Annotated in this window: 25 protein-coding genes and 1 other RNA gene; 10 read left to right on the top strand and 16 right to left on the bottom strand. The window is 73.9% G+C overall.

Annotation, left to right across the window (positions count from 1 at the left end):
- Window positions 1-46: 46 nt before the first annotated feature.
- From ssrA to ftsE, 7 genes are all read right to left on the bottom strand, one after another.
- Window positions 47-417, bottom strand: a transfer-messenger RNA (tmRNA) gene (gene ssrA, locus QWY28_RS06055).
- Between the two features lie 114 nt (window positions 418-531).
- Window positions 532-1,044, bottom strand: a complete 513-nt coding sequence (locus QWY28_RS06050) for a hypothetical protein (RefSeq protein ID WP_300951422.1) — start codon at window positions 1,042-1,044, stop codon at window positions 532-534.
- Window positions 1,041-1,973, bottom strand: coding sequence for an amidohydrolase family protein (locus QWY28_RS06045; RefSeq protein ID WP_336622405.1), 933 nt, complete (start codon window positions 1,971-1,973; stop codon window positions 1,041-1,043). Before QWY28_RS06045 ends, QWY28_RS06050 begins: the two co-directional genes overlap by 4 nt.
- A complete protein-coding gene (smpB, locus tag QWY28_RS06040) occupies window positions 1,966-2,445 on the bottom strand; it encodes an SsrA-binding protein SmpB (protein ID WP_300951421.1) in 480 nt (159 codons plus the stop codon). The genes QWY28_RS06045 and smpB overlap by 8 nt, the downstream gene beginning before the upstream one ends.
- A 130-nt stretch (window positions 2,446-2,575) precedes the next feature.
- A complete protein-coding gene (locus QWY28_RS06035; RefSeq protein WP_300951420.1) occupies window positions 2,576-3,838 on the bottom strand; it encodes a peptidoglycan DD-metalloendopeptidase family protein in 1,263 nt (420 codons plus the stop codon).
- 95 nt (window positions 3,839-3,933) lie between these two features.
- Window positions 3,934-4,845, bottom strand: a complete 912-nt coding sequence (gene ftsX, locus QWY28_RS06030; RefSeq protein ID WP_300951419.1) for a permease-like cell division protein FtsX — start codon at window positions 4,843-4,845, stop codon at window positions 3,934-3,936.
- A gap of 100 nt (window positions 4,846-4,945) precedes the next feature.
- Complete coding sequence (gene ftsE, locus QWY28_RS06025) at window positions 4,946-5,635, bottom strand: cell division ATP-binding protein FtsE (protein WP_300951418.1); 690 nt, start codon at window positions 5,633-5,635, stop codon at window positions 4,946-4,948.
- Window positions 5,636-5,706: 71 nt separating this feature from the next.
- On the opposite strand from ftsE, the gene QWY28_RS06020 reads away from it, so the two are divergent.
- Entirely contained in the window at window positions 5,707-6,378 is a 672-nt protein-coding gene (locus tag QWY28_RS06020; protein ID WP_300951417.1) for a hypothetical protein, read from the top strand.
- Window positions 6,379-6,471: 93 nt separating this feature from the next.
- Window positions 6,472-8,088 carry a zinc-dependent metalloprotease gene (locus QWY28_RS06015; protein ID WP_300951416.1) on the top strand — a complete coding sequence of 539 codons (1,617 nt, stop codon included), beginning with the start codon at window positions 6,472-6,474 and terminating at the stop codon, window positions 8,086-8,088.
- Between the two features lie 9 nt (window positions 8,089-8,097).
- On the opposite strand, the gene prfB is transcribed toward QWY28_RS06015, so the two are convergent.
- The 4 genes from prfB to QWY28_RS05995 all read right to left on the bottom strand — a co-directional run bounded on the left by prfB (window position 8,098) and on the right by QWY28_RS05995 (window position 11,697).
- A complete protein-coding gene (gene prfB, locus QWY28_RS06010; RefSeq protein ID WP_300951415.1) occupies window positions 8,098-9,216 on the bottom strand; it encodes a peptide chain release factor 2 in 1,119 nt (372 codons plus the stop codon).
- An 81-nt stretch (window positions 9,217-9,297) separates the two neighbouring features.
- Complete coding sequence (locus QWY28_RS06005) at window positions 9,298-9,759, bottom strand: CAP domain-containing protein (protein ID WP_300951414.1); 462 nt, start codon at window positions 9,757-9,759, stop codon at window positions 9,298-9,300.
- A 77-nt stretch (window positions 9,760-9,836) separates the two neighbouring features.
- Window positions 9,837-10,487, bottom strand: coding sequence for a class F sortase (locus tag QWY28_RS06000; protein ID WP_300951413.1), 651 nt, complete (start codon window positions 10,485-10,487; stop codon window positions 9,837-9,839).
- The gene (locus QWY28_RS05995) at window positions 10,480-11,697 is read right to left on the bottom strand and encodes a hypothetical protein (protein WP_300951412.1); all 1,218 of its coding nucleotides are present in this window, start codon (window positions 11,695-11,697) and stop codon (window positions 10,480-10,482) included. Before QWY28_RS05995 ends, QWY28_RS06000 begins: the two co-directional genes overlap by 8 nt.
- Window positions 11,698-12,145: 448 nt before the next feature.
- Here QWY28_RS05995 and QWY28_RS05990 point away from each other — a divergent pair, with 448 nt between their 5' ends.
- From QWY28_RS05990 to QWY28_RS05960, 7 genes are read left to right on the top strand one after another with little or no spacing between them, the layout of a single operon-like run.
- Window positions 12,146-13,426: a TadA family conjugal transfer-associated ATPase gene (locus QWY28_RS05990; protein WP_300951411.1), complete on the top strand. Its 1,281-nt coding sequence runs from the start codon at window positions 12,146-12,148 to the stop codon at window positions 13,424-13,426.
- Between the two features lies 1 nt (window position 13,427).
- Entirely contained in the window at window positions 13,428-14,282 is an 855-nt protein-coding gene (locus QWY28_RS05985) for a type II secretion system F family protein (protein WP_300951410.1), read from the top strand.
- Entirely contained in the window at window positions 14,279-15,208 is a 930-nt protein-coding gene (locus QWY28_RS05980) for a type II secretion system F family protein (protein ID WP_300951409.1), read from the top strand. Before QWY28_RS05985 ends, QWY28_RS05980 begins: the two co-directional genes overlap by 4 nt.
- Before the next feature lie 39 nt (window positions 15,209-15,247).
- Complete coding sequence (locus QWY28_RS05975; RefSeq protein WP_300951408.1) at window positions 15,248-15,451, top strand: hypothetical protein; 204 nt, start codon at window positions 15,248-15,250, stop codon at window positions 15,449-15,451.
- The gene (locus QWY28_RS05970; RefSeq protein WP_300951407.1) at window positions 15,451-15,852 is read left to right on the top strand and encodes a TadE/TadG family type IV pilus assembly protein; all 402 of its coding nucleotides are present in this window, start codon (window positions 15,451-15,453) and stop codon (window positions 15,850-15,852) included. Before QWY28_RS05975 ends, QWY28_RS05970 begins: the two co-directional genes overlap by 1 nt.
- Window positions 15,849-16,319 (top strand): hypothetical protein, encoded by a 471-nt coding sequence (locus tag QWY28_RS05965; protein WP_300951406.1) that lies wholly within the window; start codon window positions 15,849-15,851, stop codon window positions 16,317-16,319. Before QWY28_RS05970 ends, QWY28_RS05965 begins: the two co-directional genes overlap by 4 nt.
- Complete coding sequence (locus QWY28_RS05960; protein ID WP_300951405.1) at window positions 16,306-16,767, top strand: pilus assembly protein TadG-related protein; 462 nt, start codon at window positions 16,306-16,308, stop codon at window positions 16,765-16,767. The genes QWY28_RS05965 and QWY28_RS05960 overlap by 14 nt, the downstream gene beginning before the upstream one ends.
- Before the next feature lie 91 nt (window positions 16,768-16,858).
- Here the strand turns inward: QWY28_RS05960 and QWY28_RS05955 are convergent, their stop codons facing one another.
- From QWY28_RS05955 to QWY28_RS05935, 5 genes are read right to left on the bottom strand one after another with little or no spacing between them, the layout of a single operon-like run.
- The gene (locus tag QWY28_RS05955; protein WP_300951404.1) at window positions 16,859-17,596 is read right to left on the bottom strand and encodes a dienelactone hydrolase family protein; all 738 of its coding nucleotides are present in this window, start codon (window positions 17,594-17,596) and stop codon (window positions 16,859-16,861) included.
- Window positions 17,597-17,638: 42 nt separating this feature from the next.
- On the bottom strand, window positions 17,639-18,319 hold the full coding sequence (locus QWY28_RS05950; protein WP_300951403.1) for an Ig-like domain-containing protein: 681 nt from the start codon (window positions 18,317-18,319) through the stop codon (window positions 17,639-17,641).
- Between the two features lie 32 nt (window positions 18,320-18,351).
- Window positions 18,352-19,026, bottom strand: a complete 675-nt coding sequence (locus tag QWY28_RS05945; protein WP_300951402.1) for a hypothetical protein — start codon at window positions 19,024-19,026, stop codon at window positions 18,352-18,354.
- 40 nt (window positions 19,027-19,066) lie between these two features.
- Entirely contained in the window at window positions 19,067-19,891 is an 825-nt protein-coding gene (locus QWY28_RS05940; protein WP_300951401.1) for an ABC transporter permease, read from the bottom strand.
- On the bottom strand, window positions 19,888-20,787 hold the full coding sequence (locus QWY28_RS05935) for an ABC transporter ATP-binding protein (protein WP_300951400.1): 900 nt from the start codon (window positions 20,785-20,787) through the stop codon (window positions 19,888-19,890). Before QWY28_RS05935 ends, QWY28_RS05940 begins: the two co-directional genes overlap by 4 nt.
- A 97-nt stretch (window positions 20,788-20,884) precedes the next feature.
- Between QWY28_RS05935 and QWY28_RS05930 the strand changes: the two genes are divergently transcribed.
- Window positions 20,885-21,748, top strand: coding sequence for an alpha/beta fold hydrolase (locus tag QWY28_RS05930; protein WP_300951399.1), 864 nt, complete (start codon window positions 20,885-20,887; stop codon window positions 21,746-21,748).
- The last annotated feature ends 6 nt before the right edge of the window (window positions 21,749-21,754 follow it).

Raw genomic sequence — 21,754 nt, 5'->3', positions numbered from 1 at the left:
GACGGGTGTCGGAGCGGCTCTGGCGAAGAGGGCTGGCCATGGTCAGTGGTGGAGCTGGCGGGAATCGAACCCGCGTCCTCGAGCGTCGAACCAGGTCTTCTCCGGGTGCAGTCCGTGATGTCGCTTTTCTCGGCCCCGGGGCTCGCACGGACACGTCCCCGACAGGCTCAGTCACGGAATAGTCCCGCTCACCCTCCGTGACCCGGAGTGAGCAGCAAGTCTCCTAGATGACGCCAGGTTCCGGGACGGAGACGGATGCCCGGTCTGACGCTTCGATCACCGCTCAGGCGGCGAGAGCGAAGGAACTGCGCTTAGCGTTGGCAGTTATAGGTTTCCAGCGAGCGTTTACGAGATGACGCTGGCTCCTCGACCCGCTTCCCCTGGGACTAACGTCCCAAGTCGAAACCGATCAGCCCCTCTTGAGTTGTGCTGCACGGCGCGAGCCGCGTCGGGCAGTCTACGGGGTCCAACCGAGGAGCCGCACCGGCTATTCCGCAGGCGGCCCCGGCACTGGCTTCGGCGCCGGTCAGGTCAGCCCAGCCGTACGCCGTGCGCCTGGGCGGAGGCGACGAACTGGCCGGCGTACCCCGCCTCGCGGAAGTCCTTGAGCGAGTTCGCCGAGATCCGGTTGATGTGCTCGCGGCTCACGTTGCAGGACACCTCGCCCATCGGGCCGTGCAGGCGCAGGGCGGCGACCGCGAACGGACCGACGCCCTGGCGGCGTACCCACACCTGCGCGCACGGCACCACCCACGCCGGCGCGGTCGCGCCGTCCGGGGTGAAGGCCACGGTGCCGTCGGCGAGGGCCAGGGTGCCGAAGGTCGACCCGAGCGTGCCGCCCATCCGGCCGATCACGCCCGGGCCGAGGACCTGGACGTTCCACGTGCTCGGCACCGGCGCGAACCCGCCGCCCGGGGCCGGCGCCACGACGGGCGGCGCGGGCGCCGGGCGCGACCGGGTCAGGACGAGGACGAGCAGGCCCGCGAGCAGCAGCCCGAAGAGCACCGCCGGCACCGCGAGGAGAAGCAGGACGGTGACCGTCATGCGCGGGCCGGACCGAGCAGCCGCAGGCCGTTGTGCCAGCACACGTCGCGCAGCCAGTCCTCACCGAGGTCGAGGGCGGCCAGCCCGTCGAGCTGGTGGCGGTAGGGGTACGGGATGGTCGGGAAGTCGCTGCCCAGGAGCACCTTGGGCTGCAGGTCCCGCAGCCGCGCGACGAGGTCGGCCGGGTACGTCGCCGGGAAGAAGTCGGTGAAGACCATCGTCGTGTCCAGGTGCACGTTCTCGTGCGCCTCGGCCAGCTCGAGGAACTCGTCGAACTCCGGCGCCCCCATGTGCGCGACGACCAGCGCGAGCCGCGGGTGGCGGGCCAGGACGCGACGGGTCGACTCCGGACCGGTGAACTCGTTCGGGACCGGGCCGGAGCCGGCGTGCACCACGACCGGCGTGCCGGCGTCCTCGAGCACGCCCCAGACGGGCGCGAGCAGCGGGTCGTCGAGGTGGAACTCCCCCACCTGCAGGTGCAGCTTGAAGACGTCGACGCCGGCCTCGACGGCCTCGGCGACGTACGCCGCCGCACCGTCCTCGGGGTAGAAGGTCGCCGACCGCAGGCTCTCCGGCACCCGCTCGGCGAACCCCGCGGCCCAGTCGTTGAGGTACGTCGCCACGCCGGGCTTGTGCGCGTACGGCAAGGCCGAGAAGCGGCGTACGCCCATCGCCCGCAGCAGCTCGACCCGCTCGTCGACGCCGGTGCGGTAGCGGATCGGCCAGTCCCGGCCGATCTTCGGGCCGGCGCCGTCGAAGACCGCCCACACCGCCCGCTGGATCGGCGGCGGGAGGAAGTGCACGTGCACGTCGAACAGCCCGGGCAGCCCGAGCGCCTCCCAGAACGCGACCACGTCGGGTACGTCGCCGCGCCGGTCGACCGGCTGCTCCTCGCCGGCGAGCGGCGCGGCGGTGGCCGGCTCAGTCACGCATGCCCTTGAGGAACCGGCCGACTGCCTGCTCCTTCTCGCGGTTGGCGGTCCGCTCGGCGATCGAGTTGCGCTTGTCCCACGACTTCTTGCCCTTGGCCAGGCCGATCTCGATCTTGGCGCGACCGTCCTTGAAGTAGAGCGCGAGCGGCACGACCGTCAGGCCCTTCTCGCTGACCCGCCGCTCGATCTTGTCGATCTCGGTGCGGTGCAGCAGCAGCTTGCGCTTGCGCCGGGCGGAGTGGTTGGTCCAGGTGCCCTGGGAGTACTCCGGGATGTGCACGCCGTGCAACCACGCCTCGCCGCGGTCGATGTCGACGAAGCCGTCGACCAGCGACGCCCGGCCCTGTCGCAGCGACTTGACCTCGGTGCCCTGCAGCACGAGCCCCGCCTCGAAGGTGTCCTCGATCGCGAAGTCGTGTCGCGCCTTCTTGTTCTGCGCGATCATCTTCTGGCCCTGCTCCTTCGGCATCCCACCAGTCTCCCAGAGACGCGCAACGCGGTTGCCGGGGACGCCGCGTTGATACCCCCCGGCGGTAGCGGGCGTACCACCTCTTGGTGGTACGCCTGCACCCCACCAGCAGCCGCGCCGGCAGCCGGGCTCAGAAGAACTGCATCGGGTTCGTCGAGGCGCCGTTGGCGAGCGTGGTGAAGTGCAGGTGGCAGCCGGTGGACCAGCCGGTCGACCCGACGTACCCGACGACCTGGCCGCGCTCGACGTGCTGGCCGGGGGCGACGGTGTAGTGCGTGGCGTGGTTGTAGACGGCCGTGATCAGCCGGCCGTTGACCTGACCGACGTTGAGGTAGAGCCGGTTGCCGTAGACCGAGGAGTAGTAGCGCGTCATCACGGTGCCGGAGGCGACGGCGTACATCGGCGAGCCGCACGCGGCGCCGAAGTCGGTGCCGTCGTGCATGCCCCAGTAGTGGTAGATCGGGTGCTCGCGGTAGCCGTACGGCGAGGTCACCGGGCCGTCGCTGGGCCGCATGAGCAGCCCGTCGGTCGTGCCGCGGTAGCCGCGGTGGCGCATCCGGGCGCGGCGGGCCTGCTCGAGGATGCGCTGCTTGATCCGGCGCTCCTTGGCCTTGAGCCGGTCGAGCACGGCCTGGTCCTGGGCGCGGGCACGGGCGGCGGCCTGCTGGGCGGTACGCCGGTCGGCGACGAGGCCGCGCACCTTCGTCGCCGCGCTGCGCGTCTCCTCGTGCAGGACCCGCATCGTGTCGAGGTGCTCCGCGGCGTCGCGCCGCTGGTCGGCGACCTCGTTGGTGGCGTCCTCGACGTTGTTCTCCCGCACCTGCAGCAGCACCTCGGCGGCGTGCAGGTCGTCGTAGGCCCGGGTCTCGCGGCCGACCATCACGTCCTGGGCGGCCATCCGCCGGGTGAGGTCCTCGGGGGTCTGGGCGTCGAGGATGGAGGCGAACGCGAGCAGCTCCGGGTCGCCCTGCTCGTAGATCGAGGTGATCGTGTCGGTGACCCGCTCGCGCTGGGCCTCGAGCGCGACCTGGCCCTCGGCGAGCTCCTCGCGGGCGGCCGTCAGGCGCGCCTCGGCCGCCTCGAGCTTGGCCTGCATGCGCCGGTCGAGCCGCTGGGCGGCACCGAGCCGGGTCCGCGCGTCCGCCAGCTCCGCCTTCGCCTCGCGCAGCTGGGCGACCGCCGCCTCGAGCCGACCCGCGGCCTTGCGCAGCCGGGCGCTGGAGTGCTCGAGGTCGCCGGCGGCGTGCTTGAGGTCCTTCTGGACCTGCTGCTGCTGGTCCTTCAGGTCGTCCTCGGCACCAGCGAGGGGGACGGTGAGCGCACCGACGGCGACGGAGCAGGCGATGGTCGCTGCGGCCAGTCGTCGGCGTGCGGCACGGGGGAAGAAGCGCACCGGGTCAGCCTTCGTCTTCGGCGGATCAGGGGATGGAGAGGCGGGTGTGACTCGTGGTGCCTCTGTGACACCGGGACGACCGTAAGCGACCCGGGTCAGACCTTGAGGTATTTGCGGGTCAGCAGGAGTGTCGGCAGCAGGGTGAGCACCGGCCCGAGCACCGCGATCGCAGCGATGGTCGAGGTGTACTCCGGCAGGCCGATCCACGGCATGAACGTCAGGCCGGTGGCCGCGCGCTCGTGGATGCCGAACCACATGAACGCCCCCAGCGCCCCCGCGGCGAGCGCGACGCCGACCACGGCGGTGACGATCGCCTCGAGCAGGAACGGGAGCGCGATGTAGAGCGTGGACGCACCGACCAGTCGCATGATGCCGATCTCCCGGCGCCGCGCGAGCGCGGCCAGCCGGATCGTGTTGGCGACGAGCATCAACGCCGCGAGGACGAGGAACGCCGCGGTGCCCCACGCGCCGTACTTCAGCGCCGTGATCGACCCGTAGATCGGCTGCAGCACCTCCCGGGCGTCACGGATCGAGGAGACCCCGGGCAGGCCCTGCACCGCGCTGGTGACGCCCTCGAACTCGTTGGGGTCCTCCAGCGTGATCCACACCGACTGCGGCATGTCGTCGACGGTCGCCGCCGGGTTGGGGCCCTCGAACCGCTCGGGACCGAGGAGCTCCTTGATCTTCTCGAAGGCCTCCTCCTTGGTCTCGAAGTAGTGGCTCGCCGCCTCCGGGTTCTCCTCGATCGCCTCGGCGATCGCGTCCTTCTGCGGCTCGGTCACCTCGCTGGTGCAGCGCGGGTTGTCGTCGTCGTCCTTGCACAGCCACACCGTGATCTGCAGCTGCGAGCCCCACTGGTCGGCCGCCTTGTCGGCCTGCTGGTTCAGCAGCAGGCCGAGGCCGACGAGGGTGAGGGAGACGAACAGCGTCAGGACGACCGCGATGTGCATCGACACGTTGCGGCGCAGGCCCTGGCCGAGCTCGGTGAAGACGTAGCGAAGCTGCATGAGGGAGGGGCGCTCTCGTTCCGTGAGGGGTACGACGGGTGGTCGGCGCGGGGCCGTCGGGTCGCTGAGGGTGCGGGGCTGGTGCGGGGCTAGTGCGGGGCTAGTGCTGGAAGCCGTAGGCGCCGCGGGCCTGGTCGCGCACGACCCGGCCGTCCTCGAGCTCGATGACCCGCTTGCGCATCTGGTCGACGATGCCGTGGTCGTGGGTGGCCATCACGACGGTGGTGCCGGTCCGGTTGATCCGGTCCAGCAGCTTCATGATCCCCACCGACGTCGACGGGTCGAGGTTGCCGGTCGGCTCGTCGGCGATGAGGATCATCGGCCGGTTCACGAACGCGCGGGCGATGGCGACCCGCTGCTGCTCACCACCCGACAGCTCGTCGGGCATCCGGTCGGCCTTGCCCTCCAGCCCGACCAGCTCGAGCGTCTCCGGCACGACCGTGCGGATGTCGGCGCGGGAGCGCCCGATCACCTGCAGCGCGAAGGCGACGTTCTCGGCGACCGACTTGTTCGGCAGCAGCCGGAAGTCCTGGAAGACCGTGCCGATCTGACGGCGCAGCCGCGGCACCTTCCAGCCCGCGAGCCGGTTGATCTCCTTGCCGGCGACGTAGACCCGGCCCGAGCTCGGCCGCGCCTCGCGGAGCATCAGCCGCAGCGCGGTCGACTTGCCCGAACCGGACGCACCGACCAGGAAGACGAACTCGCCCTTCTCGACGTCGACCGACACCTGGTCCAGCGCCGGGCTGCCCGTGCCGGGGTAGGTCTTGGTGACCTTCTCGAAGCGAATCACCCGGAAGACGGTACGCGAGCGACCCCACCACCCCGGGGACCGGCGAGCCGCGGCTCACTACGGTGTGGCCCATGCCATCCGGGGTCCGTGCGCTGCTCGCCAGCGTCCTCGCGACCGGTGTCGTCGTCGGCTCCGGCGTGGCGCTGACCGGCCCCCAGGACGCCGCGGACACCGCCGATCGGACCGCTCCCCCAGCCGCCGGGCCCGCGGTCCTCGCCCCCGGCACCGGGCTGGAGGACCTCGAGACCCGGGGCCTCGCCGCCCTCCGCGCGCCCTTCTGCGCAGGCGTCACCGCGGCCGCCGTCGAGGACGCGCTCGGCGGGCCGGCCGTCCGCGCCGAGGCCTACGACAACGGCGAGACCGCCGAGCTCACCCCGCAGGTCACCGACGTCGCCCACGAGCACGGATGCACCTGGGGCGGAGCGCGTACGACGGCGCGCGGCTGGGTCTTCGCCCCGCCGGTCACCCCCGCCCGGGCGCGGGGGCTGGCCGACGGCGCCACGGCCGGCCGGGGCTGCTCGCGCGTCGCGGACGCACCCGACCTCGGCGAGCCGGGCGTGGCGCTCGTGTGCCGGCGCGGCGACGTGCGCGAGGCGTCGTACCGCGGGCTGCTCGGCGACGCGTGGCTGGTCTGCTCGATCACGGCACCGCGTTCGCTGGACCGCACCGAGCACCTCGAGCGCGCCAGCCGCTGGTGCGCCGCCGTCGTCACGGCGACCACAGGCGCGACCGTCCCCGGCTGACCCCGCCCGGGCGGGCCATCTCGTCGACCGATCGGCCCGTGACCGGCGGATCCGCTGCCCGAGCGTCCGTCCGCGGGTTAGTTTCGCTCCGCCATGCGCACCACCTCCTCCCTCCTCGTCCTCGCCCTCGGCGCCGCCCTCGTCCCGGCGGTGGTCGCCCCCGCCGCCGCGGACCGTGCGGACCGTGCGGACCGCCCCGGCTCCTCCTCCGTGACCACGGTGGCGGGCGCCACCGACGGTCCCGTGGTCGTCGTCGACCCGCTGCCCGAGGAGCTCCCGCCGACGGCCCGCCGGTTCGTGCCCCGCGCGCCGTACCCGCTCACGGAGACCTTCGCGCTGCACAGCTCCCCGGGCGCCTCCCGGGTGGTCCACCTCGACTTCGACGGCGCCACCGTGACCGGCACCGAGTGGAACGAGGGGGACGCGCCGTTCCCGTCGGGCTTCCACGCCGGCTGGGACACCGACGGCGACCCGACGACGTTCTCCGCCGGCGAGCGGACCGCGATCCAGGAGATCTGGGCACGCGTGGCGGAGGACTACGCGCCGTTCCGGGTCGACGTCACCACCGAGGACCCCGGCCCGGCCGCGATCCGCCGCAGCGGCCCCGACGACACGGCGTACGGCATGACGGCGCTGGTCACCGACAGCGACGCCGCCTGGGCCTGGTGCGACCGAGAGTGCGGCGGCGTGGCCTACCTCGACGTGTTCGACGTCGTCGACGGCGGCCGGCTGCGACCGGCGTGGATCTTCCCCGGCGGCGTCCAGGACCACCCCGGCCGCATCGCCGAGGCGGTGAGCCACGAGGTCGGGCACACCCTCGGCCTGGAGCACGACGGCCGCGGCTCGGAGGAGTACTACGAGGGGCACGCCTCCTGGGGACCGATCATGGGCGCGCCGTACACCCGCACGGTCACCCAGTGGAGCGACGGGAGCTACCCGGGCGCCACCCAGCGGCAGGACGACGTGTCGGTCGTCGCGGCCTCCGGAGCGCCGCTGCGCGCCGACGAGGGCAGCGCGCTGCCCACGGGCACGGCGTACGTCACCACCCGCACCGACACCGACGCCTACGAGCTCGGCGCGTGCGCCGGGAACGTCACCGTGACCGTGCGCCCGGCCGCCGTCGGCCCGGACCTCGACCCGCGGGTGGCGCTGGTCGACCCCGCCGGGGTCGAGGTCGCCTCCGCCGACCCGCTCGGCCCGGCCGCCGCCACCCTCACCTCCCCCGTCACCGGCAGCGGCTGGCAGGTCGTGGTGGACGGCGTCGGCGCGCCGTCGCTCGGGTACGACGACTACGGCAGCATCGGCGCCTACACCCTGACCGTCGCCGGGTGCGACGGGAGCACGCCCGACCCCGGCCCGCAGCCCGAGCCCGAGCCGGAGCCCGAGCTCGAGCCGGTGGTCCTCGAGCGGCCGGGAGCGGTCGCGCGACCGACGGTCCAGGCGGGCGCCAAGGGCGGCGCGGCGACCGCGGCGCTGCGCTGGCTCGCGCCGGCGGACGACGGCGGCGCGCCGGTCGCGGCGTACCAGGTCCTCGCCTACCGGGTGAAGGGCAGCAAGGTCCTGCAGACGGTGCGGTCGGAGACGCTGACGGTCACGGCCGCGACGTTCGAGGCGGCCGCCGGGAGCCGCTGGCGCTTCGCGGTGCGGGCGCGCAACAGCGAGGGCTGGGGCCCGGTCGGACCCCGCTCGGCGACCGTGCGGGTGCGCTGAGCGCGCCGGTCAGTTCTCCTCGGCGCGGTCGGCGCCGCGGCGCCAGCGGATGCCGGCCTCGAGGAAGCCGTCGAGGTCGCCGTCGAAGACCGCCGAGGGGTTGCCCGACTCGTGCCCGGTCCGCAGGTCCTTGACGACCTGGTAGGGGTTCAGCACGTAGTTGCGCATCTGGTCGCCCCACGACGCCTGCACGTCGCCGCGCATCTCGTCGAGCTGCGCCTTCTCCTCGGCCTTCTTCCGCGCGAGCAGCTTGGCCTTGAGGACCACCATCGCGCTGGCCTTGTTCTGCAGCTGGCTCTTCTCGTTCTGGCAGCTGACGACCGTGCCGGTGGGGAGGTGCGTCAGGCGCACGGCGGAGTCGGTCGTGTTGACCGACTGGCCGCCGGGACCGCCGGAGCGGTAGACGTCGACGCGGATCTCCTCCTCGGGGATCTCGATCTCGTCGGTCTGCTCGAGCACCGGCACGACCTCGACCGCGGCGAAGCTGGTCTGGCGGCGTCCCTGGTTGTCGAACGGGCTGATCCGCACCAGGCGGTGGGTGCCGGCCTCGACGCTGAGCGTGCCGTAGGCGTACGGCGCGTGGATGGCGAAGGTGGCCGACTTCAGGCCCGCCTCCTCGGCGTAGGAGGTCTCGAAGACCTCCACGGGGTACTTGTGCTGCTCGGCCCAGCGCGTGTACATCCGCATCAGCGACTCGGCGAAGTCCGCGGCGTCCACGCCGCCGGCGCCCGCACGGATCGAGACCAGCGCCTCGCGGGCGTCGTACTCGCCGTTGAGCAGGGTGCGGACCTCGAGCGCCTCGACGGCCTTGCGGATCCGGCCCAGCTCGGCCTCGGCCTCGGCCATGGAGTCGGCGTCGCCCTCCTCCTGGCCGAGCTCGACGAGCACGCCGAGGTCCTCGATCCGGTCGGAGAGGCCGGTGAACCGCTCGAGCTCGCCCTGGAGCGCGGAGAGCCGGCCGGTGACGCGCTGGGCGTTGGCCTGGTCGTCCCACAGGTCGGGCGCGGCGACCTGCTCGCCGAGGTCGGCGATCTCCCTGCGCATGGCGTCGACGTCGAGCACCTGCTCGATCGTGCGCATGGTCGCCTGGAGCTGCTTGATCGCTACGTCGAAGTCGGGGCCTGCCACGAGGGTGAAGAGTACGCCGCTCGCCAGGCGCCGCGGGCATCGCGGGCCGGGCGCGGGCCGGGCGCCGGGATCAGGCCCGGGTCAGGACAGCGGGGTGCCGAACACCTGGGCGACGTACCAGACGCCCTCGTCGGACTTCCGGGCGGCGATCCCCATGTGGGTGTAGCCCTTGCGCAGGATGTTCGCGCGGTGGCCCGGCGACTTCATCCAGCCCTTGCGGACGACGGTCTTGCCGTCCGGGTAGCCGTAGGCGACGTTCTCCCCCACCATCGTCAGCAGGCAGCCGTCGAGCAGCGGCCCGAGCAGCTGGTGGAAGATGTCGCTCTTGCCGGCCATCAGCTTGGCCTGGCGGACGGCGGCCTTCTTCAGGCAGGTGCTGGCCTTGAGCTTGGCGCGGTCGTGGTTGGCGCGGACCTTGTTGGTCGTGGAGAACGCCGCCGAGGCGTACTCCGTCGGCGTGACGGCCTGCGCCGGGGAAGGCAGGACGAGGACGGCCGCGGCGAGGGCCAGGCCGAGCAGTGCGGTTCCGAGACGTGCGAGCACAGCAGCACGGTAGAGGCCCGAGAGGCGCGCCGGCAGCCCCTCCGCGCAGGTCTGGCCGATCGGTCAGCCGGTCGTGGTCAGACCGGGACGGCCGTGACGACCACGTTGCTGAGGTAGCGGGTGCCGTCCCAGTCCTCGCAGGTGATGACGACCAGGCGGCCGGGCGCGTCCTGGCTGAACAGCCGCTCGGCGTCCGAGGCGAGGCGGCCCTTGGTGTAGATGCGGACCTTCGCGACGGCGTACCGCAGCACGCCCCGATCGGTGCGCACCACCACCCGGTCGCCCTCCGTCAGCTGCTCGAGGTCGTCGAGGGCGCCGCCGCCGGTGTGGACGGTGTGGCCGGCGACCAGCGCGCTGCCCTCACGGTCGCCGGGCTTGGCGCCGTCGGCCCACCAGCCGAGCCGCTGCGGGTCCGAGGGCGGGACGAGGGTGCGGTCGGGGGCCTTGACCGGCTCGACCGGGGCGTCGACGCCGAGGTCCGGGATCCGCAGGCGGACCGGAGCGCCGGGCCGGCGCGGGGCCGGGACCGCCTCCGCTGTGGTCCCGAGCGAGGGGCTGGTCGACCAGCCGGGCGTGGCCGACGGCTGGTCGGTGACGACCTGGCGCTGGCCGGGGTCACGCGCCAGCCAGACCCCTCCGCCCACGACGAGCGCCGCGGCCACGGCCAGGGCCAGCCAGAGGCCGGCCCGGCCGCGACCGCGGCTCGTCGTCTGCTGCTGGTCAGGCACCCTGACGGCGGCGGACCATGGCGAGGGCGGCGATGCCGAGACCCAGGCCGATCACGATCCAGGGCACGGGCGAGGACACGAAGTCCATCACCGGGCCGTCCTCACCGGCGTCGACGGCCGTGGGCACGGCCGAGTCGTCGTCGTCGGCGCTGGCGGTGGTCCCGAGGACGCCCGCCTCGTCCGAGGGGGACGCCGAGGCCTGGACGCCGAGCACGCCGGCGTCGGTCTCGTCGGCCTCCTCGCTCTCACCGGCGACCCCCGGCGTGGTCGGCCCGTCGGTCGGCTCGTCGGTCGGCTCCTCGCTGGGGTCGACGCTCGGCGAGGCCGACGGGGTCTCGGCGCACGGCTCGACCCAGAACACCTTGGTCTTGGTGTCGTTGCCGTTGCTGCGTGGCGTCGCCACGGTCAGCTTGACGTGGTAGCCCTGCTTCGGGTGCGGCTCGCCGTCGAAGGAGAGGGTGTACGTCGCCACGCCGTCGAGACCGGTGTCGGTGCCCGCACCGCTGGCCGGGTCGCCGCCCACGAACACCGTCGACGGGCCGTCGACGCTCAGGCCGACGTCGCTGGTCGGCGCGTGCATCGCGAAGGTGACCGTCGAGATGATGTCGGCGCCCTCGTCGAAGCCGTACCACTCGACCTGGAAGGTGCAGCCCGGGTGCGGGCTGTTGTTCGGGATGCCGTCCATCTCGCCCAGCGGCGCGATCTTCACGGTGCCGTTGTTGCCGGCCGGGTCGCCGTTGCCGCCGCCGTTGCCCGGCTTCGGGCCGTTGCCCGGCTTGGGGCCGTTGCCCGGCTTGGGGCCGTCGCCGTTGCCCCCGCCGTTGCCCGGCTTGGGGCCGTTGCCCGGCTTGGGGCCGTCCTCGTTGCCGTTGCCGGGCTTGGGCCCGTTCCCCGGCTTGGGGCCGTTGCCCGGCTTGGGGCCGTTCCCGTTCCCGTTCCCGGGCTTCGGGCCGTCCTGGGCGGCTCCGTTGCCATTGCCCTGGCCGGCGCCCTGGCCCTGGCCGTTGCCGTTGCCCTGGCCGGCGCTGCCGTTGCCCTGGCCGTTGGCCTGCTGGCCCGGGGCCTCCTGGCTGGAACCGCCACCGTTGCCGTTGCCGCCGCCGTTCCCGTTGCCCGGGTCCGCGGCCACCGGGGCCATCCCGGCCCACCCGGTCACTGCCACCGCCGCGGCGATGGCGAGGTACTTCTTCGCAGGCGCGACTGATCGCATAGCTGTCTCCGTGTCCTGCCGGGAGTTGCCCGGTGCATGAGTGAGTGATCGGTGCACCGGGTCCCAGCGGCGCAGCCATGTGGACACCGTGTTGCCGCTGGTCAGACCCCCCAAACCACCCACGGATCGCTGGTCTGGACCAGTCCCGCATCACACGTCACCTGATGCCCCTGACACCGGTTGGACATGGCCTCTCCGGCTCCTCCGTCCGCCCGCTCCCCCACGCCGGCCGCCGAGCCGCATGTAACGACAGGTTCGCTGCTGTGTCGGCACGCTGCAACGTGCCGACACAGCGGCGAACGTCGCGTTACATGGGCCGCCGCGGCTGGAAGTCCGCCTCTCCGGCCACACCCGTCCCGTTGTCCACAGATCGCCGGACGAACCCTTTACAGCCCGCGATCGGCGGTGATGATGGAGCGGTCGGCAGCAACCATCTCGGGGGACCTGCATGTCACTGACCCATCCCGCCGCGCCGCCCCGCGCGGACCGCACGGACCTGGTCGAGCAGCTCGACCAGGTCGTCCGCGAGGCCGTGCGCCGCGAGGGCGTCGACCCGCAGCGCGACGCCGCCGTCGTACGCCGCATCGCCGAGTCCGTCGTGCGCGACCACGACCAGCGCAGCCTCACCGGTCAGGTCGCGGCCGTCCACGACCCGAGCGCGGTCGTCGGCGAGCTCGTCGCTCGGGTGGCCGGCTTCGGTCCCCTCCAGCCGTTCCTCGACGACCCGACCGTCGAGGAGATCTGGATCAACGACCCCACCCGCGTCTTCATCGCCCGCAACGGCCGCCACGAGCTCACCAACTTGATGCTCACCAGCGCGCAGGTCGACGAGCTCGTCGAGCGGATGCTCAAGTCCAGCGGCCGCCGCGTCGACGTCAGCACGCCGTTCGTCGACGCGATGCTCCCCGAGGGCCACCGGCTGCACGTCGTGCTGCAGGGCATCAGCCGCGGGTTCTCGGCCGTGAACATCCGCAAGTTCGTGCTCAAGGCCGCCCGCCTGTCCGACCTGGTCGAGCTCGGGTCGCTGAGCCCCCGGGCAGCGACCTTCCTCGAGGCGTCGGTGCGCGCCGGGCTGAACGTGATCGTCGCCGGCGGCACCCAAGCGGGCAAGACGACCATGCTCAACTGCCTGGCCGGCGCGATCCCCGGCGGCGAGCGGGTGATCTCCGCGGAGGAGGTCTTCGAGCTGCGCTTCCACCACCCGGACTGGGTGCCCCTGCAGACCCGGCAGTCCGGACTCGAGGGCACCGGCGAGGTGCGGCTGCGGGAGCTGGTCAAGGAGAGCCTGCGGATGCGGCCCAGTCGCATCGTCGTCGGCGAGGTCCGCGCCGAGGAGTGCCTCGACCTGCTGCTCGCCCTCAACGCCGGCCTGCCGGGGATGTGCACCATCCACGCGAACTCCGCCCGCGAGGCGCTGGTCAAGATGTGCACGCTGCCCCTGCTCGCCGGCGAGAACATCTCCGCCCGGTTCGTCGTCCCCACCGTCGCCTCGTCCGTCGACCTGGTCGTCCACCTCGGCGTCGACGAGCACGGCGTACGCCGGGTGAACGAGGTCGTGGGCGTCCCCGGGCGGGTGGAGAACGACATCATCGAGACCGAGCCCGTCTTCCGCCGCTCCGGCGGCGAGCTGCGGCGCGTGGGTGGCATGCCGCCGCGGGTCGACCTGTTCGAGCGGGCCGGCATCGACGTCCACGCGATCCTCGCCGGGCCGCTCCGCGAGGGCCGCTGAGGTGGGCGCGCTCGTCGGTCTCGGCGTCGGCGTCGGCCTGCTGCTGGTGTGGTCGGCGTTCTTCGTGCCCCGCACTCCGCGCACCGACACCCGCACCGCGGGCAGGACGGACCGGCTGCTGGCCCGCGCCGGCATGCGGTCGGTCTCGCCGGCGTCCTTCCTCGCGCTGTGCTTGGTCTCCGGCGTCGTGGCGGCGGTCGTGGTGCAGGCGGTCTCGGCGACGGCGCCCGTCGCGCTCGCCTTCGGCGCGATGGGCGGCTACCTCCCGGTCGCCGTGGTCTCCGGCCGGGCGCGACGCCGGCAGCGCGAGCTCGCCGAGGTGTGGCCGGAGGCCGTCGACCACCTCACGAGCGCCGTCCGCGCGGGGCTGTCGCTGCCCGATGCGCTGGCCGCCCTCGGCACGCGCGGGCCGGAGCCGCTGCAGCCGGCGTTCGCGGACTTCGCCCTGGACTACCAGGTGACCGGCCGGTTCGGCGAGTGCCTCGACCGGCTCAAGGACCGGCTGGCCGACCCCGTCGGTGACCGGGTGGTCGAGGGCCTGCGCGTCGCCCGCGAGGTCGGCGGCGGCGAGCTCGGCCGGCTGCTGCGCAACCTGTCGGGCTACCTGCGCGACGACCTGCGGACCCGCTCGGAGCTGGAGGCACGCCAGGCCTGGACCGTCAACGGCGCCCGCCTGGCCGTCGCCGCACCGTGGCTGGTGCTCCTCTTCATGTCCTTCCAGTCCGAGGTCATCCGCCGCTACGCCTCCCCCGGAGGCGTGGTCGTGCTGGTGGTGGGCGCCGCGACCTGCGTCCTGGCCTACCGCCTGATGATGCGCATCGGCCGGCTGCCCACCGAGCGGCGGATCCTGTCGTGACCCCCGCGGCGTGGGGTGCCCTCCTCGGGGCCACGACGGCCGCCGGGCTGCTGCTCGTCGCCACGCGCGTCGCCGCGACGCGGCGCCCGCAGCTGTCGGTCCGGGTGCTGCCGTACCTCCGCGACCTGCCGCGCGCCGGCGCCACCGCACCGGCGACGCCGCCCCGGTCGGTGGTCGCGGCCGTGTACGGCCCGCTGCTGCGCTCGGCCGCCGACACGGTCGAGCGCGTCCTGGGCGGGGCGTCCTCGGTCCGCCGCCGACTGGAGCGGGCGGGGCTCGACCGGAGCGTCCACGACTTCCGGGTCGAGCAGGTGCTGTGGGGCCTCACCGCATTCGCCGTCGCGGCGGCGTACGGCGTCCTCGACGCGCTCGCCGACCCCGGCGGCATGCTGTCCTCCGCGGTGCTGTGCGGCGTCGCCTTCGTGCTCGGGATCGTCGCGCGGGACAGCCACCTGACCGGTCAGGTGCGCTCGCGCGAGCGACGGATCCTCGCGGAGTTCCCGACCGTCGCAGAGCTCCTCGCCCTGTCGGTGGCGGCCGGCGAGAGCCCGGTGTCCGCCCTGGACCGGGTCGTGGCCCGCAGCGGTGGCGAGCTGTCGGCCGACCTGGGCAGGGTCCTGGCGGCCGTCCGCACCGGCGAGCCGGTGTCCGCCGCCTTCGACCGCCTCGCGGCCGCCTCCGGGCTGCCGCTGGTCGCCCGCTTCGCCCAGGGCATCGCGGTCGCCGTCGAGCGCGGCACCCCCCTGGCCGACGTGCTCCACGCGCAGGCCGCCGACGTCCGCGAGGCCGGCCGCCGCGAGCTGATCGAGGTCGCGGCCCGCCGCGAGGTCGTGATGATGGTCCCGGTGGTGTTCCTCGTGCTCCCGGTGACCGTGCTGTTCGCCTTCTGGCCCGGCGTCGTCGGGCTCAGCCTGACCACGCCCTAGCGCTCCGACGCTTCACTGATGTCTCGGGAAGGAACCACCATGGAACACCTCGACGCCGCACTCCTGCGGCTCCACCTGGTGCTGCTGACGCTCACCGCGCCCCGCGAGCGCGACGAGCGGGGCGACGTGCCCGGCTGGGTGCTCGTCACCGTCATGACGGCCGGTCTGGTGATGATGATCTGGAAGGTCGCCGACCAGCAGCTGACCCAGATGCTCAACAGCGCCCTGGCCAAGGTGCAGTAGTGCGGCGGGCGGCCGGTCGCGAGCGCGGGGCCGCCGTCGTCGACTTCGTGCTCGTGCTGGTCGTGCTGGTGCCCCTCTTCCTCGGCATCCTGCAGGTCGCGCTGGTGCTGCTGGTGCGCAACACCGTCACCGCCGCGGCCTCGGAGGGAGCGCGGTACGCCGCCACGGCCGGCCGCGACCCGGCCGACGGCGCCGCGCTCACCCGCGACCAGATCACCGGCGCCGTCTCGGGGCGCTTCGCCCGCGACGTCTCGGCCCGGCAGGTGACGGTCGACGGGCAGCCCGGCGTCGAGGTGACGGTCCGGGTCCGGGTCCCCGCGCTCGGTCTCGGCGGGCCCGCCGTCGAGCTCGACGTGAGCGGCCACGCCGTGGAGGAGCGCCCACTGGAGGACGCTCCGTGAGCGCCGTGCTCGAGACCCGGCTGTCCCGTGGCGAGCGCGGCAGCGCCCTGGTCGAGGTCACCTGGCTCGGCATCCTGCTGCTGGTGCCCATGCTGTGGATCCTGCTCAGCGTCTTCGAGGTGCAGCGCGGCGCGTTCGGCGTGGGTGGCGCGGCCCGGTCGGCGGCGCGGGCGTACGCGCTGGCACCGACCGACGCGGAGGGCACCCGGCAGGCCGAGCTGCTGGCCCGGCGCGCGCTCGCCGACCAGGGCCTCGAGGGCGCACCGCTCGCGGTGCGGATCACCTGCACGCCCTACCCCGCGGACTGCCACAGCGGGACGTCGGTGATCACCGTCCGGATCGAGTCCCGCGTCGACCTGCCGCTGATGCCGGAGGTGCTCGGCGGACAGGCGCCGTCCTTCGCGCTCGACGCGACCCACACCGTGCCGATCGGTCAGTACCAGGAGGTGACCGGTGCGGCGGACTGACCGGGCCCGCCGCGGCGAGCGCGGGCAGGTGACCGTGCTGATCGTCGGCTTCGCGGTGTTCCTCGCGATCGCGGTCGCCGTCGTGGTCGACGCGACGGCGGCGTACCTCCAGCGCTCGGGGCTCGGCACCCTCGCCGACGGCGCCGCGCTGCACGGCGCCGACCTCGGCGCGACCGGCGCCGACGTCTACGAGGGCGGCGTGCCCGAGGGGCGGCTCGAGGTGACCGCGGCCCAGGCCTCGGCGGCCGTGCGCGACTACCTGACCCAGGTCGGCGCCTACCGCCGCTACCCCGGCCTGCGGCACACCGTCGCCGTCGACCCGGCCGAGGACCGCGTCACCGTCCGGCTCAGCGCGCCGCTCGAGCTGCCTCTGACCTTCCCCGGATCTCCCCACCGGCCGACGGTGGCCGCGAGCGGCTCGGCGGTCTCCGGGGTCGACCGTCCCTGACCGAAGTGCTGGTCGAAGTCCGGCACGGGACGTGAGGCTGAGCGTGGGACCGGCGACGGGGAGCGACTTCCACCAGTAGTTCGGTCGACGCTCAGGCCAGGGTGCGGGCGAGCAGCTCACGCAGCTGCTCGAAGTGCCGCTCAGCGGCGGCCTCGTCGTACATCGACGTGTCGGCCATCGTGTAGCCGTGCGGCGCCCCGGCGAACACCTCGTTCGTGTGCGGCCGGCCCGCGGCCGCCAGCGCCTCACCCAGCGCCGTGACCGCCTCGGGAGGCATCGACCGGTCCTGGTCCGCGTGCCCGAAGGCGTACGTCGCCGTCGACCCGGCGATCGCCAGGTGCGGGCTGTCCGGCTTGTCAGTCACCAGACCGCCGCCGTGCCAGCCGCCGACCGCGGCCACCCGGTCCGGGTGCCGCCCGGCGGCCCGGACCGCGAGCCGGGCGCCCATGCAGTAGCCGGTCACCCCGACCGGACCCTCCCCGGCCCGCTCCGCGAGGGCGGCCAGCCAGGCGTCGGTGTCCGGGTCGGACCGGTCGGGCGTGTAGGCGCCGACCCGGTCCATCGCCCCGCCGGCGAAGAACGCCTCGCGGGCCGCCGCCTCCCGCAGGTCCCCCTGCGGCGCCAGCTCCGCCGCCGAGCCGTCACGGTGGAAGACGTGCGGCACCAGCACGAAGTAGCCCCAGGACGCGATCCGGTCGGCCATCTGCTCGACCTGGGGACGCAGCCCGATCGCGTCGACGAAGAACAGCACGCCCGGCCGGCCGGGCTCCCCGGCGACGTACGCCTCGGCCGGTCCGTCGGAGGTGGAGATGGTGATCCGCTCGCTCATGTCGCCGACGCTAGCCAGCCGGCGGTCGAGGCAGCGGGAGGGTCAGCGGACGCGGACGACCGACGTCCGCGCGCGCGGACTGGTCTCGGTCGGCAGGGCCACGGCGTAGTAGCGGGTCGCGCGGGAGCCATTGTGGTCGGTGACCCGCCAGGAGCGCCGGCCGTCCTCGTCGACCCGGCTGCGGCGGATCCGGTCGGCCCGCTCCCCGTCCGGGGTGACCCGGAAGAGGTCGACGACCGCGCCGACCGGGAGGTCGTGGGTCCGCAGCACCAACCGGTCGTCGCCGTTGCGGGCCGCGACGCCGGTCGCGGTGAGCGTCGGGATCAGCGGGCTGCACCGGCAGACGATGCCGTAGCTGACCGTCGAGGCCCCGAGCTCCTCCCCCTCGGCGCCGAGGACCCTGCCGGTCAGCACCGTGTGCTCGCCGAGCACCAGGTCGGTCCGCGCGGTGCCGGCCTCGTCGGTGGTCGTCGTGGCCCTGCCGCTCTCTGGCTCGACGCCCGAGGAGGTCCACGAGAACTCAACCGTCAGGCCCGGCACCGGCTCGCCCCCTCGGCCGGCGAGCAGCTCCGCGGTGACCGTCTCCCCGTAGGACCCGACCGGCAGCGAGAGGGCGACGTCCACCGGCGCCTCGTCCCGCGGCGGAGCCTCCTCCGCCCGCGCCGAGCCCGGCGCGAGGACGAGGAGGACGACCGAGAGGAAGAGCAGCAGGCGCCGGGTCATGCTGCGCACTCTCGTACGGCCGGTGGTGCCCGTCACCGCACGGCGATCGTGGCCGAGGAACGCACGGTGTCCTCGGACGGTCCGGCCTTGACGAGGTACCAGGTCCCCTTCCGAGCGTTCCGGTCGCGCACGCGCCACGCGATGCGGCCGTCCCGGTCGAGCGTGCCGTAGCGGATCGGCACCGCCCCACCGTCCGGTCGCTTGCGCATCAGCTTGACCCAGGCGCCGGCGGCCAACTCGTGCCGCACGAGGACCCGGTCGTCGCCGTTGGCGGCGTCGATCGCTCGCAGGTCCGGACGCGGAGGAGAGCAACGGCAGGGCGTCCGCAGGTGGGCGTACCCCTCGTCCCGAGCGGTCGTGACCACACCCTCCGTATCCGTCACCTGCGCCTCGACGGCGTAGGGACCCGAGCTGTCGAGACGGAAGGCGTAGGTCGCGAGGCCGGTCTCGTCCGTGACGCCGTCGACCACCTCGGTCACGTCGGGTCCGGGCCCGGAGCGGAGGAAGGTCACGGCCAGCCCGGCCGCCGGCGCCCCGTCGATCGTGACCGTCAGCCTCGCCGTCGCGGAGTAGGAGGCGAGGCCGTCCGGCACGTCGAGCACGAGCACCGGCGGGGAGGCGGCGACCGCCGGAGCGGCCGCCGAGGGCCCGAGCGGCGCGAGGAGGAGCAGGGCGAGGGCGAGGACGAGCAGCACGACCCGGTTCATGCGGGGAGTGTCCCCCATCCCGACGGCCGTGGGAACCGGATCACTTCACCTCGGAGCGCAGCACCCGCCACACGCCGTACGCCGTGGGGAGGACGAGCCACACGATGCCGGTGACGCCGAGCTGGACCCACTGCTCGCCGGTCATCGTCTCGTCGAACAGAGCGGTCTGGGCGTAGTTGAAGTCGACCCAGGGCTGGAGGTCGGCGAACCACTCCTGGAAGGCCGCGAGCATCCCGAAGACGGTCGGCAGCAGGGCGGAGTAGACGAAGTAGGCGACGATCGCGGGCGCGGAGGACCGGATCACCACGCCGAGCATGAAGCCGACGAGCAGGCCGAGGACGTTCGCGAGGAAGATCTGCGCCAGGGCGGTCGCAGAGACGTCCCAGACGGCGTCGGTGCCGTTGACCGCCGAGCCGAGCAGGTTGCCGAGCACGCCCACGCCGGCGGCGACGACCATCGACACGACCGCCACGGCGACCGAGACGAGGGCCTTGGCCGCGATGACCCGCCCGCGGCTCGGGACGAGGGTGAAGGTGGTGAGGCCGTTGCGCTGGCTCCACTCGCCGGTGACCGACAGGATCGCGATGATCGGCAGGATCACCGCCATCGGGAAGCCGATCGCCGAGGCGAACGACTCGTAGGTGATCGCCGAGTCCGGCGCGAAGACGACCGTCGCGGCCGTCGCCAGCACGGCGAGGATCACGATGCTCGCCATCAGCCAGAAGCCGGACCGGGTGTCGAACATCTTGCGCAGCTCGACCTTCGCGAGCCGGCCCATCGGGATCGGGGCGGGCGCCGGGCGGTCGGCGGTGCGGACCCCGGCGGGGTCGGCGGGGTGGGCGGTGTCGGCGGTCAGGGCGGTCATGCTGCGGCTCCTTCACGGGCGGTGTCGGCGGTGAGCTCGAGGAACATCTCCTCCAGGCCGGCGCCGTCGGCGGCGCGCAGCTCGAGGAGGGGTACGCCGGCGGCCTGGGCGACCTCGCCGACCACCTCGCAGTCGGCGTCGACGCGCAGGGCGCCCGACCCGCCGGCGGTGACCGTCAGGCCGGAGCCGGTCAGCGCACGGGCCAGGTCGTCGACCGCGTGAGCCCGGACGAGCGTGCCGGCCGACGCGAGCAGCGCGGCCTTCGTGCCCTGGGCGACGATCCGGCCCTGGCCGATGACGACGAGGTCGTCGGCGACGACCTCGATCTCGTGGAGCAGGTGGCTGGAGAGCAGGACGGTGCCGCCGCGGTCGGCGTACCCGCGCAGCAGGTCCCGCATCCAGCGGATGCCGGCCGGGTCGAGGCCGTTGGCCGGCTCGTCGAGCACGAGCGCGCGCGGGTCGCCGATGAGGGCGGTGGCGATGCCGAGCCGCTGGCGCATGCCGAGGGAGTAGTCCTTGACGCGCCGCTTGGACTCGGCCGGGGTCAGGCTGACCAGCTCGAGCATCTCGTCGACGCGCCGCCGCGGCAGGCCCATCGTCTCCTGGGCGAGGGTGAGGACCTCGCGGCCGGTGCGGCCGGCGTGCTGGGCGGAGGCGTCGAGCAGCACGCCCACCTCGAGGCCGGGGTTGGGGAGGTCGGAGAAGCGGCGGCCGTCGACGGTCGCGGTGCCGCTGGTCGGCGGGGTCAGCCCGACCATGACGCGCATGGTGGTGGACTTCCCGGCGCCGTTGGGGCCGAGGAAGCCGGTGACCCGGCCCGCCTCGGCGGTGAACGTGACGTCGTCGACGGCTCGGAAGCCGCCGTAGACCTTGGTGAGCGCTCGGACTTCGATCATGGTCCGAGCCTCGCGGCGGCGGTGGGCCCGACGCATCGGGGAACGGCTCGGACGCGACCCTGGCCGCACCCCTGAGCCGACCCCTACCCTGGCGCGCGTGACCCCCGAGACCCTCGAGGTCCCCCTCCCCGCCGTCACGCTCTCGTGCCTGGCGTGGGGGCCGGCGGACGGCCCGCTCGCGGTGCTGCTGCACGGGTTCCCCGACACCGCCTGGACCTGGCGCCACCTCGGCCCGCTCCTCGCCGAGCAGGGCTGGCGGGCGGTCGCGCCGCACACCCGCGGCTACGCGCCGTCCGCGATCCCCCGCGACGGAGACCTGCACGTCGCCGCGCTCATGGCCGACGCGGCCGGCGTCCACGCGGCGCTGGGCGGCGACGACCGTGCGGTGCTCGTCGGCCACGACTGGGGCGCGATCACGGCCAACGCGCTCGGCGCGCACCCGGCGTCGCCGTACTCCCGCGTCGTCACGATGGCCGTCCCTCCGCTCGGCGCGATGACCGGCAACGGCCCGTTCGTGCTGGCCCGGCAGGCGCGGATGAGCTGGTACACGGTGTTCAACCAGCTGCCGGTGCTGCCGGAGCGGACCCTCGAGCGGCTCGTGCGCCACCTGTGGGCCGCCTGGTCGCCGGGGTACGCCGCCGACGAGGACCTCGAGCACGTGCTGGCCGCCCTGCGCGAGCCGGCCCACCGGTCCGCGGCGCTGGGGTACTACCGCGCCGCCGCCCGCCCGTGGCGTGTCGAGGCGGCGTACCGCGACTGGCACCGCACCTGGACCGGGACCCCGGTCGTGCCGGCACTCGCGCTGCACGGCGCGCAGGACGGCTGCCTGCACCCGCGCATCGCCGAGCGCGCCGGCGCGGTGCTGGTCGAGGGCGCGGGCCACTTTCTGCAGCTCGAGCGCCCCGACGAGGTGGGCCGGCTGGTGACCGGGTTCCTGACGACCGAGCCGCCGGCATCCTGAGGGACG

Origin of the sequence: Nocardioides oceani (assembly GCF_030412965.1) — a bacterium.
GTDB classification, from domain to species: domain Bacteria; phylum Actinomycetota; class Actinomycetes; order Propionibacteriales; family Nocardioidaceae; genus Nocardioides; species Nocardioides oceani.
Note: the sequence above shows the minus strand (reverse complement) of the source record. Positions and strands in the feature narration are given on the sequence as shown.